We start from the raw sequence: 13724 nt of genomic DNA, 5'->3' as shown, positions 1-13724 counted from the left end.
CTGGAGGTATCGTGGCCGGTTCCCGTTCCCTGAGCTCCGGGCTCCGCGCGCTGCAGCCCGCGGCCTTCGGCGCGGAGCCGAGCGGTGAGCGCATGGCGCGCATCCGCAGATCGCCCCACTTCCGGGACGGTGTCTTCCAGAACCCCGGAGGCCCCTCGCGGATCCGGCCGTCGGGTGCGGCGCTCGACTTCGCGAAGACCTACTTCGACAAGGACGCGCGCAACCGCCGTACCCCGCACGGCGCGGTGCCCCTGCACACCACGACGGCCGCGGACCTCGCCCGGCCGCCCGCCACCGGCCTCCGCCTGACCTGGCTGGGCCACTCCAGCGTCCTCGCGGAGATCGACGGACAGCGGGTGCTCTTCGACCCCGTATGGGGCGAGCGCTGCTCGCCGTTCGCCTTCGCCGGGCCCAAGCGGCTGCACCCGGTGCCGCTGCCCCTGACGGCGCTCGGCCCGGTGGACGTCGTCGTCATCTCGCACGACCACTACGACCACCTGGACATGCCCACCATCAAGACGCTGGCCGGCACGGACACGCTGTTCGCCGTGCCGCTCGGCGTCGGCGCCCACCTCGAGCACTGGGGTGTGTCCGCCGACCGGCTGCGCGAGCTGGACTGGCAGGAGTCGGCCAAGGTCGGCGGGCTCACCCTGACCGCCACCCCGGCCCGCCACTTCTGCGGCCGCGGCCTGCGCAACACCCAGCACACGCTCTGGGCGTCCTGGGTCGTCGCGGGGGAGGAGCACCGGATATTCCACAGCGGTGACACCGGGTACTTCGAGGGCTTTCAGGACATCGGCGCCGACCACGGCCCGTTCGACGCCACGATGATCCAGATCGGCGCGTACAGCGAGTTCTGGCCGGACATCCACATGCTTCCCGACGAGGGTGTCCGGTCGCATCTGGACCTCCAGCGCGGGGAAGCCGCGTCGGGTGTGCTGCTGCCGATCCACTGGGGGACCTTCAACCTGGCGCCGCACGCGTGGGCGGAGCCCGGCGAGTGGACGAAGGACGCCGCCGAGGCGGCCGGAGCGGCGGTGGCGTTGCCGCGGCCGGGCGAGCCCTTCGAGCCGGCCGGGCAGCTTCCGGTGGACCCCTGGTGGCGCACGGTCTCCGCACCCGTCGCCCGTCACTGGCTCCCCACCGCGAGCGCCGACGCCGCGCCTCCCGCCCTCGGCGACCGCGACCTCGCGGGCGACCGGTAGCGGCCACTCCTCACGTCCGGCTTCTTGTATTGCGGCCTTCGGTCGCAATACCGCATGTGACTGGTTCTGAGCAGGTCGGATCGATCTCTTACGACACCTGCGTCATCGCCCCGACGCGCTTATCGGTCTGTCGTACGAGGCCTCATACCAGAGCAGGACGCTCCCCGTGGGAGTTTGTCAACTGCCCACCGCACATGTTGCGTTGGCGACTACTGTGAGTGTCCGTCGGGCGACGCAGGGCCGATTTCTTCGGCGTCGTCGACCGGCACCGCGCCGCCGCATGCCCGAATCGCGCAGACCGGGCCTGCCCCGGCCTCCGACCGATGGACCAGTACGAGGACGCCCGATGTCACACCTCCGCGCACCGGCCGCACGCGCAGACCGCCGCGAGGGCGGGCGGCACGGACGGCCGGTCGCCCACCCCGTTCCCTCGCTGCCCGAGGCCCACATACGGCCCCAGCTGCTGCGTCTCGCCGTACTGCCCCCGGTCGCGGTCGCCCTCAGCGCGTGCGCGGCCGTGCTGTTCACCGTCCGCTCCACCGGCGCCCGTACCAGCCTCACCCTGTGGGCCGTACTCGCCGGCGCCGTCTGCGTGACGCTCGTCGGTATCGCGATCGCCGTGGTCGCCGCCGGCCGGGCCGCCCGGGGCGTGCACGAACGGGTCGGCGCGCTGCGCCGCAGCAGCGCCCGCCGTGAGGCCGATCTCCGCGCCCTCGTCGAGGCGTTGCGCCGCGGCGAGGTGCCGCCGCCGCGCAAGCCGCGCGGCGGTCCGCCCGAGGACGCCGACGACTTCGAGCTGCTCGCCGCCGACCTCGCCCGGGCGCACGACGGCGCCGTCACCGCCGTCGTGCAGGCCGCCCAGCTCTCCAGCCAGGCCGGCAGTGAACAGAAGCTGGAAGTGTTCGTCAACCTCGCCCGGCGCCTTCAGTCGCTGGTGCACCGCGAGATCGCGATCCTCGACGAGCTGGAGAACGAGATCGAGGACCCCGACCTGCTCAAGGGCCTCTTCCACGTCGACCACCTCGCCACCCGCATCCGCCGCCACGCCGAGAACCTCGCCGTGCTCGGCGGCGCCGTCTCCCGCCGCCAGTGGAGCAACCCGGTCTCCATGACCGAGGTGCTGCGCTCGGCCATCGCCGAGGTCGAGCAGTACTCGCGCGTCCGCCTGGTGCCGCCGATCGACGGCACCCTGCGCGGCCACGCCGTCGCCGACGTGATCCATCTGCTGGCCGAACTCGTCGAGAACGCCACGGTGTTCTCCGCCCCGCACACCCAGGTGCTGCTGCGCGCCAACCTCGTCACCTCCGGCCTCGCCGTCGAGGTCGAGGACCGCGGCCTCGGTCTGCCCGTCGCCGAGCAGCACAAGATGAACGCCCTGCTCACCGACCCCGACCAGGTCAATGTCGCCCGCCTGCTCGCCGACGGCCGCATCGGACTGTTCGTCGTCTCCCAGCTCGCCCGGCGACACGGCATCACCGTCCGCCTGCAGACCAACATCTACGGCGGTGTCCAGGCCGTCCTCGTCGTGCCGCAGGCGCTGCTCGGCAGCCGGCCCGACACCTCCCGCCCCGCCCCGCCCCCACAGCACCACCAGCCCGCACCGGACGCCGTTACGGCACCGGCGTCCACCGCCACCGGACCCTCGCCCCTGCCGGTCCGCGGCGCTCGGGAGGAGCGGCCCAACCCGGCCGAGGCCGTACCCGGCATCCGGTCCGAAAACCGGCCGGCCGTCGAGGACCACACCGGCGCACCACCCACGCCGCCCACCGGCACCGTCCGCGGCACCATGGGCAAGCCCCAACTGCCCCGGCGTCGCGCCCAGCAGCACATCGCTCCCCAACTGCGCGGCGGCCCCGCACCCCGCCAGGACGCCGAGGACCTCGTCGGCCACGACCCCGGCCTGATGGCGGCGTTCCAGCGCGGCATCGGCCTCGCCGAGGCCCAGCAGCAGGCACGGTCGGTCAATTCGGCGTCCGGCAATTCGGCGTCCGGCAATTCGGCGTCCGGCAATTCGGCATCCGGGCACTCGGGGTCCGGGCACCAGGAGTCCCCGCACACGCCGCCGCGCATGGAGCGCCCGCACCTGGAGCCCCCGCGCATGGAGCGCCACCACACGCCCCCGGCCTCCCCACCGGACGCCCGCCCCACAGGCGTGACCCCCATGCCGACGCAACTCCCCATGGCCGTACCGCACATGGACGTGCGACACACGGGCGGACGGCACATGGATGGGACGCGTACGGGGGCTACCCCGCCCATGGATAGGACGCATACAGGCGCGCCCTCACCCATGGATGGACGGCACATGGAGCCAACGCACGTGGACGCGCCCCCGCACATGGAGGCCGCCCGTATGACCCCTGACCACCCCGCCCGGCACGACGGGAGCGGGCCAGCCGGATGACCACCGCAGCTGCCTCAGCCGTCGTCACCCCCACCGCAATGACCGTCGGCGCACCCACGGGCGCGCCCGCAGACCTTCGTATCCCAAGGAGTCGATCCACCATGGCGACCGATGCCCCCACCGGCCATGTATCCGATCTCGACTGGCTGATGAGCGGCCTCGTGCAGCGCGTACCGCACACCACCAGCGCGGTGCTCCTCTCCAGCGACGGGCTCGTGAAGTCGGTGCACGGCCTCGACCCCGACAGCGCCGACCACATGGCCGCCCTGGCCTCCGGGCTGTACTCCCTCGGCCGCAGCGCCGGGGTCCGGTTCGGCGACGGCGGTGAGGTCCGGCAGGTCGTCGTCGAACTCGACTCGACCCTGCTGTTCGTCACCACCGCGGGCTCCGGCACCTGCCTCGCCGTGCTGGCCGGCCGCGAAGCCGACGCCGCGGTGCTCGGCTACGAGATGGCGATGCTGGTCAAGAGCGTCCGCCCCTACCTGGTGACCGCTCCCCGGCAGCAGTCCGTCGAACCCACGGCGATGAGGCCTTGAGCGTGACGGCGGCCGGCGACGGGCCCTGGCTCGACGACGCGGCCGGACGGCTGGTGCGCCCGTTCACGGTGAGCAACGGCCGCACCCGCCCCACCGTCGCGCTCGACCTCATCTCGCAAGTGAGGGCCACCGGGGCCACCCCCTTCGGCTACCTCGGCCCCGAACACGCCCAGGCACTCGACCTGTGCCGGGCACCCGTCTCGGTCGCCGAGGTCGCCGCCCACCTCAAGCTGCCGGCGGTGGTCACCAAGGTGCTGCTGTCGGACCTCGTCGACTGCGGGGTGCTCACCACCAAGCCCCCGGAGTTCCACCACAACCCCACGGACCGGGCCCTTCTGGAGGCAGTGCTCGATGGACTACGACGACAGCTCTGACCACGACTACCGCTCCGGCTACGACTCCGGCTACGACGACGGCGCCGACCCGTTCCCCACCGCGCTCAAGATCCTGGTCGCGGGCGGGTTCGGGGTCGGCAAGACGACCTTCGTCGGTGCCGTCAGCGAGATCGCGCCGCTCAGCACGGAGGAGTTGCTCACCACGGTCAGCGCCGCCACCGACAACCTCGACGGGATCGAGAACAAGGTCGAGACGACGGTGGCCATGGACTTCGGCCGCATCACCCTCGACGCGGACCACGTCCTGTACCTCTTCGGCACGCCGGGCCAGGAGCGGTTCTGGTTCATGTGGGACGAGCTCTGCGAGGGCGCTCTCGGCGCGGTGATCCTCGCCGACACCCGGCGCCTGGAGGACTGCTTCGCGGCCGTCGACTTCTTCGAGGAGCGCGGCCTCGGATTCATCGTCGCCGTCAACGAGTTCGACGGCGGCCACCGCTACGACCCCGAGGAGGTGCGCGCCGCCATCGACCTCGACCCGGAGATCCCCGTCGTGTGCTGCGACGCCCGGATCTCCGCCTCCGGCGTCCAGACCCTGCTCACCCTCGTACGCCATCTCATCGCCCACGCACCCGTCACCCCCGCGCCGAGCCATGGCGCCCACATGTGACACCCGCACACACCGCAACGGAGCTGCATATGACGTACGCCCACAGCGACGGGACCCTGCCATGAGGTACGACCCGCCGCGCCCGGCCGGTCGGCTGCTGCTCACCCCCGAGGACAAGGAGGCGCCCGAGCGAACACGGCGGCTGCGGCGACTGGGCCTGGGGGAGCGTCCGGAGCCCGCCCTCGACGCCTTCGCGAGCCATCTGGCGACGCTGACCGGTGCGCCGTACGCCATGGTCAACTTCCTCCACGTCAGCGGCCAGTTCTTCGCCGGCTTGCACGCGCCCGACGTCGGACTCGTCGTCAAGCAGGACGGGACCCGGCCGGTGATGGGCCGCTGCATGCCCCGCGACCACGGGTTCTGCCCCCATGTGGTGGTCCGGCGCAAGGCGCTGGTGCTGGAGGACGTCCGCGACTATCCGCGCTTCGCGGGCAACCCGGTCGTCGACGAGTACGGCATCCACTCCTATCTCGGCGCGCCGCTCATCGACACCACGGGCATGGTGCTCGGCACCATCTGCGTCGCCGATGCCTCGCCCCGGCCCTGGGGGCGCTCCGGTCTGGAGACCATCAAGGCGACGGCCGCGGATCTCGTCGTACGGCTCGAATCCCCCGAGACCGGCGGGCTCCCGCTCTGACCACGGTGAACGCCAGGCCGGGGGCGTGAAGGAAACCTGCGGCGGCGGTTAAGAAATCCTCGATGGACCAGGGCGGCGGCGTACGGCAGATTGCTGTGCGATTCCACTCCTCTCCCCGTCCGGGGGCTTCTTCGGCATGCCCGCGGGCGGGATCTCACGGTCAGGAGCCGTACCGTTGAAGGCGCTGGTCAAGGACAATGCGGAACCCGGGCTCCGGCTCATGGACATCCCGGAACCCGAGGTCGGACCCGGCGACGTACTGATCAAGGTGCTGCGCACCGGCATCTGCGGCACCGACCTGCACATCCACGCCTGGGACGGCTGGGCGCAGCAGGCGATCCGCACCCCGCTGGTCCTCGGGCACGAGTTCGTCGGCGAGGTCGTCGACACCGGCCGCGATGTCACCGACATCGACCTCGGCGACCGGGTCAGCGGGGAGGGCCACCTGGTGTGCGGCAAGTGCCGCAACTGCCTGGCCGGGCGACGCCACTTGTGCCGGGCCACGATCGGACTCGGGGTCGGACGGGACGGGGCCTTCGCGGAGTACGTCGTGCTGCCCGCGACCAACGTGTGGGTGCACCGCGTGCCGGTGGACCTCGATGTGGCGGCCATCTTCGACCCGTTCGGCAACGCCGTGCACACCGCCCTGTCGTTCCCGCTCGTCGGCGAGGACGTGCTGATCACCGGCGCCGGCCCGATCGGGCTGATGGCCGCCGCCGTGGCCCGGCACGCGGGCGCCCGCAACGTCGTCATCACGGACGTCAGTGAGGAGCGGCTCGACCTCGCCCGCAAGATCGGTGTCAGCCTCGCCCTCAATGTGCGCGACGCGCGGATCGCGGACGGGCAGCGGGCCCTCGGCCTGCGGGAGGGCTTCGACGTCGGCCTGGAGATGTCCGGCCGTGCGGAGGCCCTCCAGGACATGATCGCGAACATGACGCACGGGGGGCGGATCGCGATGCTCGGCCTGCCCGCGCAGGAGTTCCCGGTCGACTGGGCCCGGATCGTCACCTCGATGATCACCCTCAAGGGCATCTACGGCCGGGAGATGTTCGAGACCTGGTACGCCATGTCGGTGCTGCTGGAGGGCGGCCTCGACCTCGCGCCCGTGATCACCGGCCGGTACGGCTACCGCGACTTCGAAACGGCGTTCGCCGACGCGGCGAGCGGCCGCGGCGGCAAGGTCATCCTCGACTGGACCGCGTAAGTCATCCGCCTTCGGCGTAAGTCACTGCCTTCCTAGGAGCTTTGCGATGTTCGACTCCGTGCGCGACGACCTGCGCGCCACCCTCGACGAGATCCGCGCCGCCGGTCTGCACAAGCCCGAACGCGTCATCGACACCCCGCAGTCCGCGACCGTGAACGTCTCGGCGGGCGGCCGTCCGGGCGAGGTGCTCAACTTCTGCGCCAACAACTACCTCGGCCTCGCCGACCACCCCGAGGTGATCGCCGCCGCCCATCAGGCCCTGGACCGCTGGGGCTACGGCATGGCCTCCGTCCGCTTCATCTGCGGCACCCAGGAGGTGCACAAGGAACTGGAGGCGCGGCTGTCCGCGTTCCTCGGGCAGGAGGACACGATCCTGTACTCCTCCTGCTTCGACGCCAACGGCGGGGTGTTCGAAACGCTGCTGGGCCCGGAGGACGCGGTGATCTCGGACGCCCTGAACCACGCCTCGATCATCGACGGCATCCGGCTGTCCAAGGCCCGCCGCTTCCGGTACGCCAACCGTGACCTGGCGGACTTGGAGCAGCAGTTGAAGGAGGCGCAGTCGGCGCGGCGGCGGCTGATCGTCACCGACGGCGTCTTCTCCATGGACGGTTACGTGGCGCCCCTGCGCGAGATCTGCGACCTCGCCGACCGCTACGACGCCATGGTCATGGTCGACGACTCGCACGCCGTCGGCTTCGTCGGCCCCGGCGGCCGCGGCACGCCCGAGCTGCACGGTGTGATGGACCGGGTCGACATCATCACCGGCACGCTGGGCAAGGCGCTCGGCGGCGCGTCGGGTGGTTACGTCGCCGCCCGCGCCGAGATCGTCGCGCTGCTGCGGCAGCGCTCCCGGCCGTACCTCTTCTCGAACACCCTCGCCCCGGTGATCGCGGCCGCCTCGCTGAAGGTGCTCGACCTGCTGGAGTCGGCGGGCGACCTGCGCGAGCGGCTCGCCGAGAACACCGCGCTGTTCCGGCGCCGGATGACCGAGGAGGGCTTCGACGTCCTGCCCGGCGACCACGCGATCGCGCCGGTGATGATCGGCGACGCGGCGCGGGCCGGCCGGATGGCGGAGCTGCTGCTGGAGCGGGGCGTGTACGTGATCGGCTTCTCGTACCCGGTCGTGCCGCAGGGGCAGGCGCGGATCCGCGTCCAGCTGTCCGCGGCGCACTCGACGGAGGACGTCAACCGCGCGGTGGACGCGTTCGTGGCGGCGCGGGCGGAGCTGGCGGGCTGACCTGAGAGAATCGATCCCGTGATCGAAGCGCGGCGGCTCCACATCCTCCGTGCGGTGGCCGACCACCGCACGGTGACGGCGGCTGCCGCCGCGCTGTATCTCACGCCCTCCGCCGTGTCCCAGCAGCTCACGGCCCTGGAGCAGGAGACGGGGCACCGGCTGGTGGAGCGCGGCGCCAAGGGGGTACGGCTCACCCCGGCCGGCGAGATCCTGCTCAGCCACACCAACGCCGTCCTGGCCCAGCTGGAGCGGGCGGAGGCGGAGCTCGCCGCGTACAGCTCGGGCGCCGCCGGCACGGTCACCGTCGCGTCCTTCGCGACCGGCATCGCCCAGGTCGTCGCACCGGCCGTGGCCCGCCTCGCACAGACCGCGCCCGGCATCCGTCTCCGCGTCCGGGACGCCGAGGGGGACGCCAGTCTGCCGATGGTCCTTGACCGGCAGGTCGATGTCGCGGTCGCCGTCGAGTACCGCGGGGCTCCGCCTGCCGACGATCCGCGGCTTGCGCATGTTCCGCTGTACGCCGAGCCGTTCGACGCGGTGGTGCCCGTCAGTCACCGGCTGGCGGAGGCGGGCGAGGTGCCGCTGGCGGAGCTGGCCAAGGATCCGTGGATCGGCCCGTACCCCGGCAATCCCTGCCATGACGTGGTGGTGCTGGCCTGTGAGAGCGCCGGGTTCCAGCCCCGCCTCGAACACTCCTCGGACGACTTCCGCGCGGTCGTGGCCCTGGCGTCGGCGGACGCGGGAGTCGCCCTCGTACCGCGCTCCGCGCTGCGCGGGATGGACCTCACGGATGTCGTCGTACGGCCCGTGGACGGGGTGGCGCCCACGCGCCGGGTCTTCGCCGCCGTGCGCCGGGGCGCGGAGGGGCATCCGCTGATCCGGCCGGTGCTGGAGGCGCTGCAGGAGGCGGCACAGGCGTGAGCCTTCCGTAATACCGCCGTCTCATATCCGGGATAAGGTCCCGAATGTGAGACACGAAGAATCCGACGCCTCGCACGACGTCGACGCCCGGCTCGGCGCGCGGCTCGCCGAACTGCGGGCCGAACGCGGCTGGTCCCTGGGGGAGTTGGCGGAGCGCAGCGGGGTGAGCCGGTCGACGCTGTCCCGTGCGGAGCGGGCGGAGATCAGTCCCACGGCCGCGCTGCTGAACCGCCTGTGCGCCGTGTTCGGGCGCACGATGTCCCAGCTGCTCAGCGAGGTCGAGGGGGAGTCCGCGCTGCTGGTTCGGGCGGCCGACCAGCCGGTGTGGGAGGACCGGGCCTCCGGATTCGTACGACGGTCTGTGTCGCCGCCGCACACCGGGATGCGCGGTGAACTCGTCGAGGGGCGGCTCGTGGTGGGCGCGGACATCGCGTACGACCGGCCGCCGGTGCCCGGTCTGGAGCAGCACATCTGGGTGCTGGAGGGGGCCCTCGCGGTGACCGTGCAGGACGCCGAGCATCGCCTCGACGCCGGGGACTGTCTGCGGTTGCGGGTGTGGGGGGCGACGCGGTTCCGGTGCGCCGGTGACGAGGATGTGCGGTACGTGCTGGCGGTGGTGTCGCCGTGACCGTGGAAGCGCTGGACGCGGGTCAGGTGCTCGGTCGGTCCGGGGAGTTGGCCGAGCTGCTGGTGGACGCGGTCGACGGCGGCGCGTCGGTGGGCTTCCTCGCGCCGCTCGATCGTGCCGGGGCCCAGGCGTGGTGGCAGGGGCGGGCTGCCGGTGTGGCCGCCGGTGAGCTGGCCGTCTGGGCGGCGTACGAGGGGACGCGGCTGGTCGGCACCGTGAGCCTGGCCTTTCCGGACAAGCCCAACAGCCGGCACCGGGCGGAACTGGTGAAGCTGATGGTGCACCGCACGGCGCGCGGGCGGGGCCTGGGGCGGCGGCTCCTGGACACCGCCGAACGGGCGGCCGTCGCGGCCGGTGTCACGCTCCTGCATCTGGACACCGAGACCGGCAGTCCGGCCGAGCACCTGTACCGGACGGCGGGCTGGACCCGGCTCGGCGCGATACCCGACTACGCGGCGAGCCCTGTGGGGGTGCTGCGGCCGACGACCATCTACTACAAGCAGGTCGGGGCGGCGGCTCTCGCTGGGGAACCGTCAGGCGGGTGACTGTCAGGGGGACGGGTGACTGTCAGTGGCAGGCGCTACCTTGCGTCTCATGCCGGATGCCGAAGACGTACGCCGAATCGCCCTGTCCCTGCCGGACACGACGGAGAAGATCGCCTGGAGCATGCCCACGTTCCGGGTCGCGGGGAAGATGTTCGCCACGTTGCCGGAGGACGAGACCTCCATCGCCGTGCGCTGCCCGAAGGAGGAGCGCGACGAACTGGTCCTGGCCGAGCCTGAGAAGTTCTGGGTGGCCGATCACGAGGCGCAGTTCGCGTGGGTGCGGGCGCGGCTGGCCGCGCTGGAGGACGAGGACGAGCTGCGGGACATCCTCGCCGACTCGTGGCGGCAGGCCGCGCCGCCCCGACTGCTGGAGGCCCATCCGGAGTTGGGGCTGCCTGCCGGGGGGTGACATTCGCTCCGGGGTTGTCCGTGGGGGGTGGCATGATCCGAACGGGTGGGGCCGTGGCTGCCGGGGCGGGGGCGCCGGTGGGCCATGGCGGGACCCGTGGGAAGGGCGAGCGCTCACACGCGCACCGGCATCCGTGTCCCCGTCGTGAACCCCACGATCCGCTCCCGCAGCGACCGCGCGTCGAGCCCGTGCGCGGCGATGTGTTCCTCGATCGTGCCGTACCGGCGCAGCTCACGGCGGCCCACACCCAGCCCCAGCACCCGGTGCGGTACGTCGGCGAGGGCGTCGTTCGCGACGGCAGTCGACGTGCCGGCCAGGTAGGGCTCGACGAGCACGACGTCCGTCCCGGCCGTCGCCGTGGCCCGGCGCAGGGCGGCCGCGTCGAAGGGCCGTACGGTCGCCGCGTACAGCACGGTGACGTCGAGGCCGGACGTGGCGTCGAGCACCGCGCCGAGCATGGGCCCGACGGCGACGACCACGCCGGAACGCCCCTCGCGGACGGTGTGGAAGCGGGCTCCGTCGACGGGGAGGGCCTGGGCGTTCGACTGCGCGGACAGCCGGACGTACACCTTGTCGTCGCCGGCGGCCACCGCGTGCCGCAGCAGCGTCCCGGCCTCGTCCGGGTGGCCGGGCACGTGCACGGTCCAGCCGTCGAGGGTGTCGAGCAGCGCCACGTCGCCGGGAGCCATGTGCGTGTAGCCGCCCGCGGGCCAGTCGAAGGACGCGCCGGCGCTCACCAGCACCGCGCCCACGCCCTGGTGGCCGAGGTCGAGCTTGACCTGTTCGAAGGGCCGCTCCACCAGGAAGCCGGCGAAGGTGTGCACGATGGGGCGCATGCCGGTCAGCGCGAGTCCCGAAGCCGCCCCGATCAGGAGCTGCTCGCGGATGCCGACGTTGATCACCCGGTCGGGATGGCGGCGCCGGGCCTCGACGAAGCCGGCCGCGCCGATCTCGGCGAGGACGACGGCGACGCGGGGATCTTCGTCGAGCAGCCGCAGGGCTACGGGGGCGAAACGGTCACGCATGGTGTCCATGGCTGTGGATTCCCTTCTTGAGACTGGCGTGTCACTCGGATCTTGAGACTGGCGTGTCACTCGGACTTGGGGGTCACTCGGACTTGGGCTCGACCTGGGCGACGACCGCGTGCGGGCGGCCCGGATGCGGCGTGGTGAAGGCGGTGTACAGCGCCTCGTGGTCGCGGCCGTCGACCGTCACGGTGGACCAGCCCGCCGCCTCGAACCGCGCGGCGATGTCACCGGGCCGGGCATGGCTGGCGGAAGCGTTGTCGATGACGACGGTGTGCAGCCGCTCCAGCCCGGCGGGCCCGGCGAAGGCGATGGCCTCATGGTTGCTGCCCTCGTCCAGTTCGGCGTCCCCGATCAGTACCCACACCCGCGGCTCGTGCAGCCCCTGGGCGCGCAGCCCCAGCGCCGTACCGACGCCGATCGGCAGCCCGTGCCCCAGTGAACCGCTGCCGATCTCTACGCCCGGCACCAGCATCCGGTCGGGGTGGTGGCCGAGTGGCGAGTCGTAGGAGCCGAAGCCCGGCAGCCGGTCCACGGGCACGAAGCCCTTGGCGGCCAGGACGGCGTAGTACGCCATCGGACCGTGCCCCTTGGACAGCAGGAACCGGTCCCGCCCGGGATCCTCCAGCCGCTCCGGGCCGATCCGCAGCACCCGGTCGTGGAGGACCCACAGCACGTCGAGCGTGGATGTCGCCGCGGGGCCGTGCTTCTCGTCGCCGGTCATGAGCGCCATCAGGCGCGGCAGGTCGGTGTATCCGTACGTACGCTCGTGTTCTTCGGTGATCGTCATGCAGACGATCATTCAACCTCAACCAAACTTGAGGTCAAGTGCCGCTGGGCCATGTCCGGCGGCCACAAACCGGTGCGCGACCACCGACCCGAGTGCGGTATTGTTTCCATGCGCGTTCGCCCGGGGGAAACCCCAGGTCAGCCCGCACCGGGACGTGGCGCAGCTTGGTAGCGCACTTGACTGGGGGTCAAGGGGTCGCAGGTTCAAATCCTGTCGTCCCGACGGTGTGAAGGGTCTTCGCAGGCGGGAGCCTGTGAGGGCCCTTCTTCTTGCCTGGGGGGCTCTTGCACGTGCGGGCGTCACCGTTCAGAATGGTGATATGAGGCATCCCTTCCCTGGCGGCACACTGGCGCTCGACTTCCCCGGGACGCTGCGCTACAGGCACCGCTCGGAGCCCAGGGAGGACCTCGGTTCACCGGAGCGGCTCAGCGAGTGGTTCCAGCAGGCCGGGATCACGCAGGACGAAATCCCCTGTGGACCGGCGGATCTCGCCGAGGCCATCGAGCTGCGAGAGGCGGTCTATCAGCTGGTCCTCGCCAGGATGTCGAACAAGGCGTACGACCAGGACGCGCTCGCGCGGGTGAACGAGTACGCCCGCAAACCGACCCCGGTGCCGCAGCTCACCGCGGACGGGCGCCAGGTGCAGGCCACCGTCGAGCAGGCGCTTGCCTCTGTGGCCCGGGAAACGGTCATGGCTCTCAGCGGCCCGGACGTGTCACTGTTCAAGGAGTGCAGCAACCCGGAGTGCTCACAGGTCTTCATCGACCGTTCCCGAGGTGCGCGACGGGAATGGTGTGCCATGGACCCGTGCGGCAACAAGATCAAGGCTGCCGCTTACCGGGCCCGTAAGCGGGCCGGCGAACGGATGGCGGTCGCCGGGCGCTCGCGGTAGCGCGTCGGCGGAGTTCCGCCGTTGCGCCCAGTGCCCGGGCCCGACGGCGACCGGCTGAGCGATGGATGCCGTCCGGTTCCTTCGTCGGGCAAGTGACATGGCGTCATGTCACGCGTCGGACGGAATCCCGGCCTCACTGTGAACCTGTCCGAGGCCCCGGACCGGCAGTTGCGCATGAGCGATCTCGCGCCCCTCCTCACCGACGCCGGACGGGCCCTGTTGGAGGAGGATCCTGCCGCCGCCGCGCGACCGCGTCGCCGTTGACTTCGAAACGGGCGTACCCACC

General features: G+C 71.9%; 16 protein-coding genes and 1 tRNA gene. 15 read left to right on the top strand and 2 right to left on the bottom strand.

The window, feature by feature from the left end:
- The first annotated feature begins 11 nt into the window (after positions 1-11).
- The 12 genes from HJD23_RS04345 to HJD23_RS04290 all read left to right on the top strand — a co-directional run bounded on the left by HJD23_RS04345 (position 12) and on the right by HJD23_RS04290 (position 10731).
- On the top strand, positions 12-1205 hold the full coding sequence (locus tag HJD23_RS04345; protein ID WP_171107328.1) for an MBL fold metallo-hydrolase: 1194 nt from the start codon (positions 12-14) through the stop codon (positions 1203-1205).
- Positions 1206-1551: 346 nt separating this feature from the next.
- Entirely contained in the window at positions 1552-3609 is a 2058-nt protein-coding gene (locus tag HJD23_RS04340) for an ATP-binding protein (RefSeq protein ID WP_171107330.1), read from the top strand.
- Positions 3610-3710: 101 nt separating this feature from the next.
- A complete protein-coding gene (locus HJD23_RS04335; RefSeq protein ID WP_141307228.1) occupies positions 3711-4145 on the top strand; it encodes a roadblock/LC7 domain-containing protein in 435 nt (144 codons plus the stop codon).
- A gap of 2 nt (positions 4146-4147) precedes the next feature.
- The gene (locus tag HJD23_RS04330; RefSeq protein WP_171111326.1) at positions 4148-4519 is read left to right on the top strand and encodes a DUF742 domain-containing protein; all 372 of its coding nucleotides are present in this window, start codon (positions 4148-4150) and stop codon (positions 4517-4519) included.
- On the top strand, positions 4497-5147 hold the full coding sequence (locus HJD23_RS04325) for an ATP/GTP-binding protein (protein WP_171107332.1): 651 nt from the start codon (positions 4497-4499) through the stop codon (positions 5145-5147). The genes HJD23_RS04330 and HJD23_RS04325 overlap by 23 nt, the downstream gene beginning before the upstream one ends.
- 61 nt (positions 5148-5208) lie before the next feature.
- Positions 5209-5784: a GAF domain-containing protein gene (locus tag HJD23_RS04320; RefSeq protein WP_171107333.1), complete on the top strand. Its 576-nt coding sequence runs from the start codon at positions 5209-5211 to the stop codon at positions 5782-5784.
- Between the two features lie 175 nt (positions 5785-5959).
- On the top strand, positions 5960-6988 hold the full coding sequence (gene tdh / locus HJD23_RS04315; RefSeq protein WP_171107335.1) for an L-threonine 3-dehydrogenase: 1029 nt from the start codon (positions 5960-5962) through the stop codon (positions 6986-6988).
- A gap of 46 nt (positions 6989-7034) precedes the next feature.
- The gene (locus tag HJD23_RS04310) at positions 7035-8228 is read left to right on the top strand and encodes a glycine C-acetyltransferase (protein WP_171107337.1); all 1194 of its coding nucleotides are present in this window, start codon (positions 7035-7037) and stop codon (positions 8226-8228) included.
- 18 nt (positions 8229-8246) lie between these two features.
- Positions 8247-9149 carry a LysR family transcriptional regulator gene (locus tag HJD23_RS04305; protein ID WP_171107340.1) on the top strand — a complete coding sequence of 301 codons (903 nt, stop codon included), beginning with the start codon at positions 8247-8249 and terminating at the stop codon, positions 9147-9149.
- Between the two features lie 46 nt (positions 9150-9195).
- Positions 9196-9777 carry an XRE family transcriptional regulator gene (locus HJD23_RS04300; protein ID WP_171107342.1) on the top strand — a complete coding sequence of 194 codons (582 nt, stop codon included), beginning with the start codon at positions 9196-9198 and terminating at the stop codon, positions 9775-9777.
- Complete coding sequence (locus HJD23_RS04295) at positions 9774-10322, top strand: GNAT family N-acetyltransferase (protein WP_171107343.1); 549 nt, start codon at positions 9774-9776, stop codon at positions 10320-10322. The genes HJD23_RS04300 and HJD23_RS04295 overlap by 4 nt, the downstream gene beginning before the upstream one ends.
- Positions 10323-10371: 49 nt before the next feature.
- Positions 10372-10731 carry an MmcQ/YjbR family DNA-binding protein gene (locus HJD23_RS04290; RefSeq protein ID WP_171107345.1) on the top strand — a complete coding sequence of 120 codons (360 nt, stop codon included), beginning with the start codon at positions 10372-10374 and terminating at the stop codon, positions 10729-10731.
- 113 nt (positions 10732-10844) lie between these two features.
- On the opposite strand, the gene HJD23_RS04285 is transcribed toward HJD23_RS04290, so the two are convergent.
- Together HJD23_RS04285 and HJD23_RS04280 are read right to left on the bottom strand one after the other, a co-directional pair.
- Positions 10845-11765, bottom strand: coding sequence for a transketolase (locus HJD23_RS04285; protein WP_171107347.1), 921 nt, complete (start codon positions 11763-11765; stop codon positions 10845-10847).
- A 73-nt stretch (positions 11766-11838) separates the two neighbouring features.
- On the bottom strand, positions 11839-12546 hold the full coding sequence (locus HJD23_RS04280) for a transketolase (protein WP_171107349.1): 708 nt from the start codon (positions 12544-12546) through the stop codon (positions 11839-11841).
- A gap of 148 nt (positions 12547-12694) precedes the next feature.
- On the opposite strand from HJD23_RS04280, the gene HJD23_RS04275 reads away from it, so the two are divergent.
- The 3 genes from HJD23_RS04275 (at position 12695) to HJD23_RS04265 (ending at position 13702) form a co-directional block, all read left to right on the top strand.
- Positions 12695-12768: transfer RNA gene (locus HJD23_RS04275), tRNA-Pro, on the top strand.
- A 97-nt stretch (positions 12769-12865) separates the two neighbouring features.
- On the top strand, positions 12866-13438 hold the full coding sequence (locus tag HJD23_RS04270) for a CGNR zinc finger domain-containing protein (protein WP_171107351.1): 573 nt from the start codon (positions 12866-12868) through the stop codon (positions 13436-13438).
- Positions 13439-13543: 105 nt separating this feature from the next.
- Positions 13544-13702, top strand: a complete 159-nt coding sequence (locus tag HJD23_RS04265; RefSeq protein WP_171107353.1) for a hypothetical protein — start codon at positions 13544-13546, stop codon at positions 13700-13702.
- The last annotated feature ends 22 nt before the right edge of the window (positions 13703-13724 follow it).

This window comes from Streptomyces sp. Z423-1 (assembly GCF_013009255.1).
GTDB classification, from domain to species: Bacteria; Actinomycetota; Actinomycetes; order Streptomycetales; family Streptomycetaceae; genus Streptomyces; species Streptomyces gossypiisoli.
The sequence above is the reverse complement of the archived record's forward strand: the minus strand, read 5'-3'. Positions and strand labels throughout refer to the sequence as shown.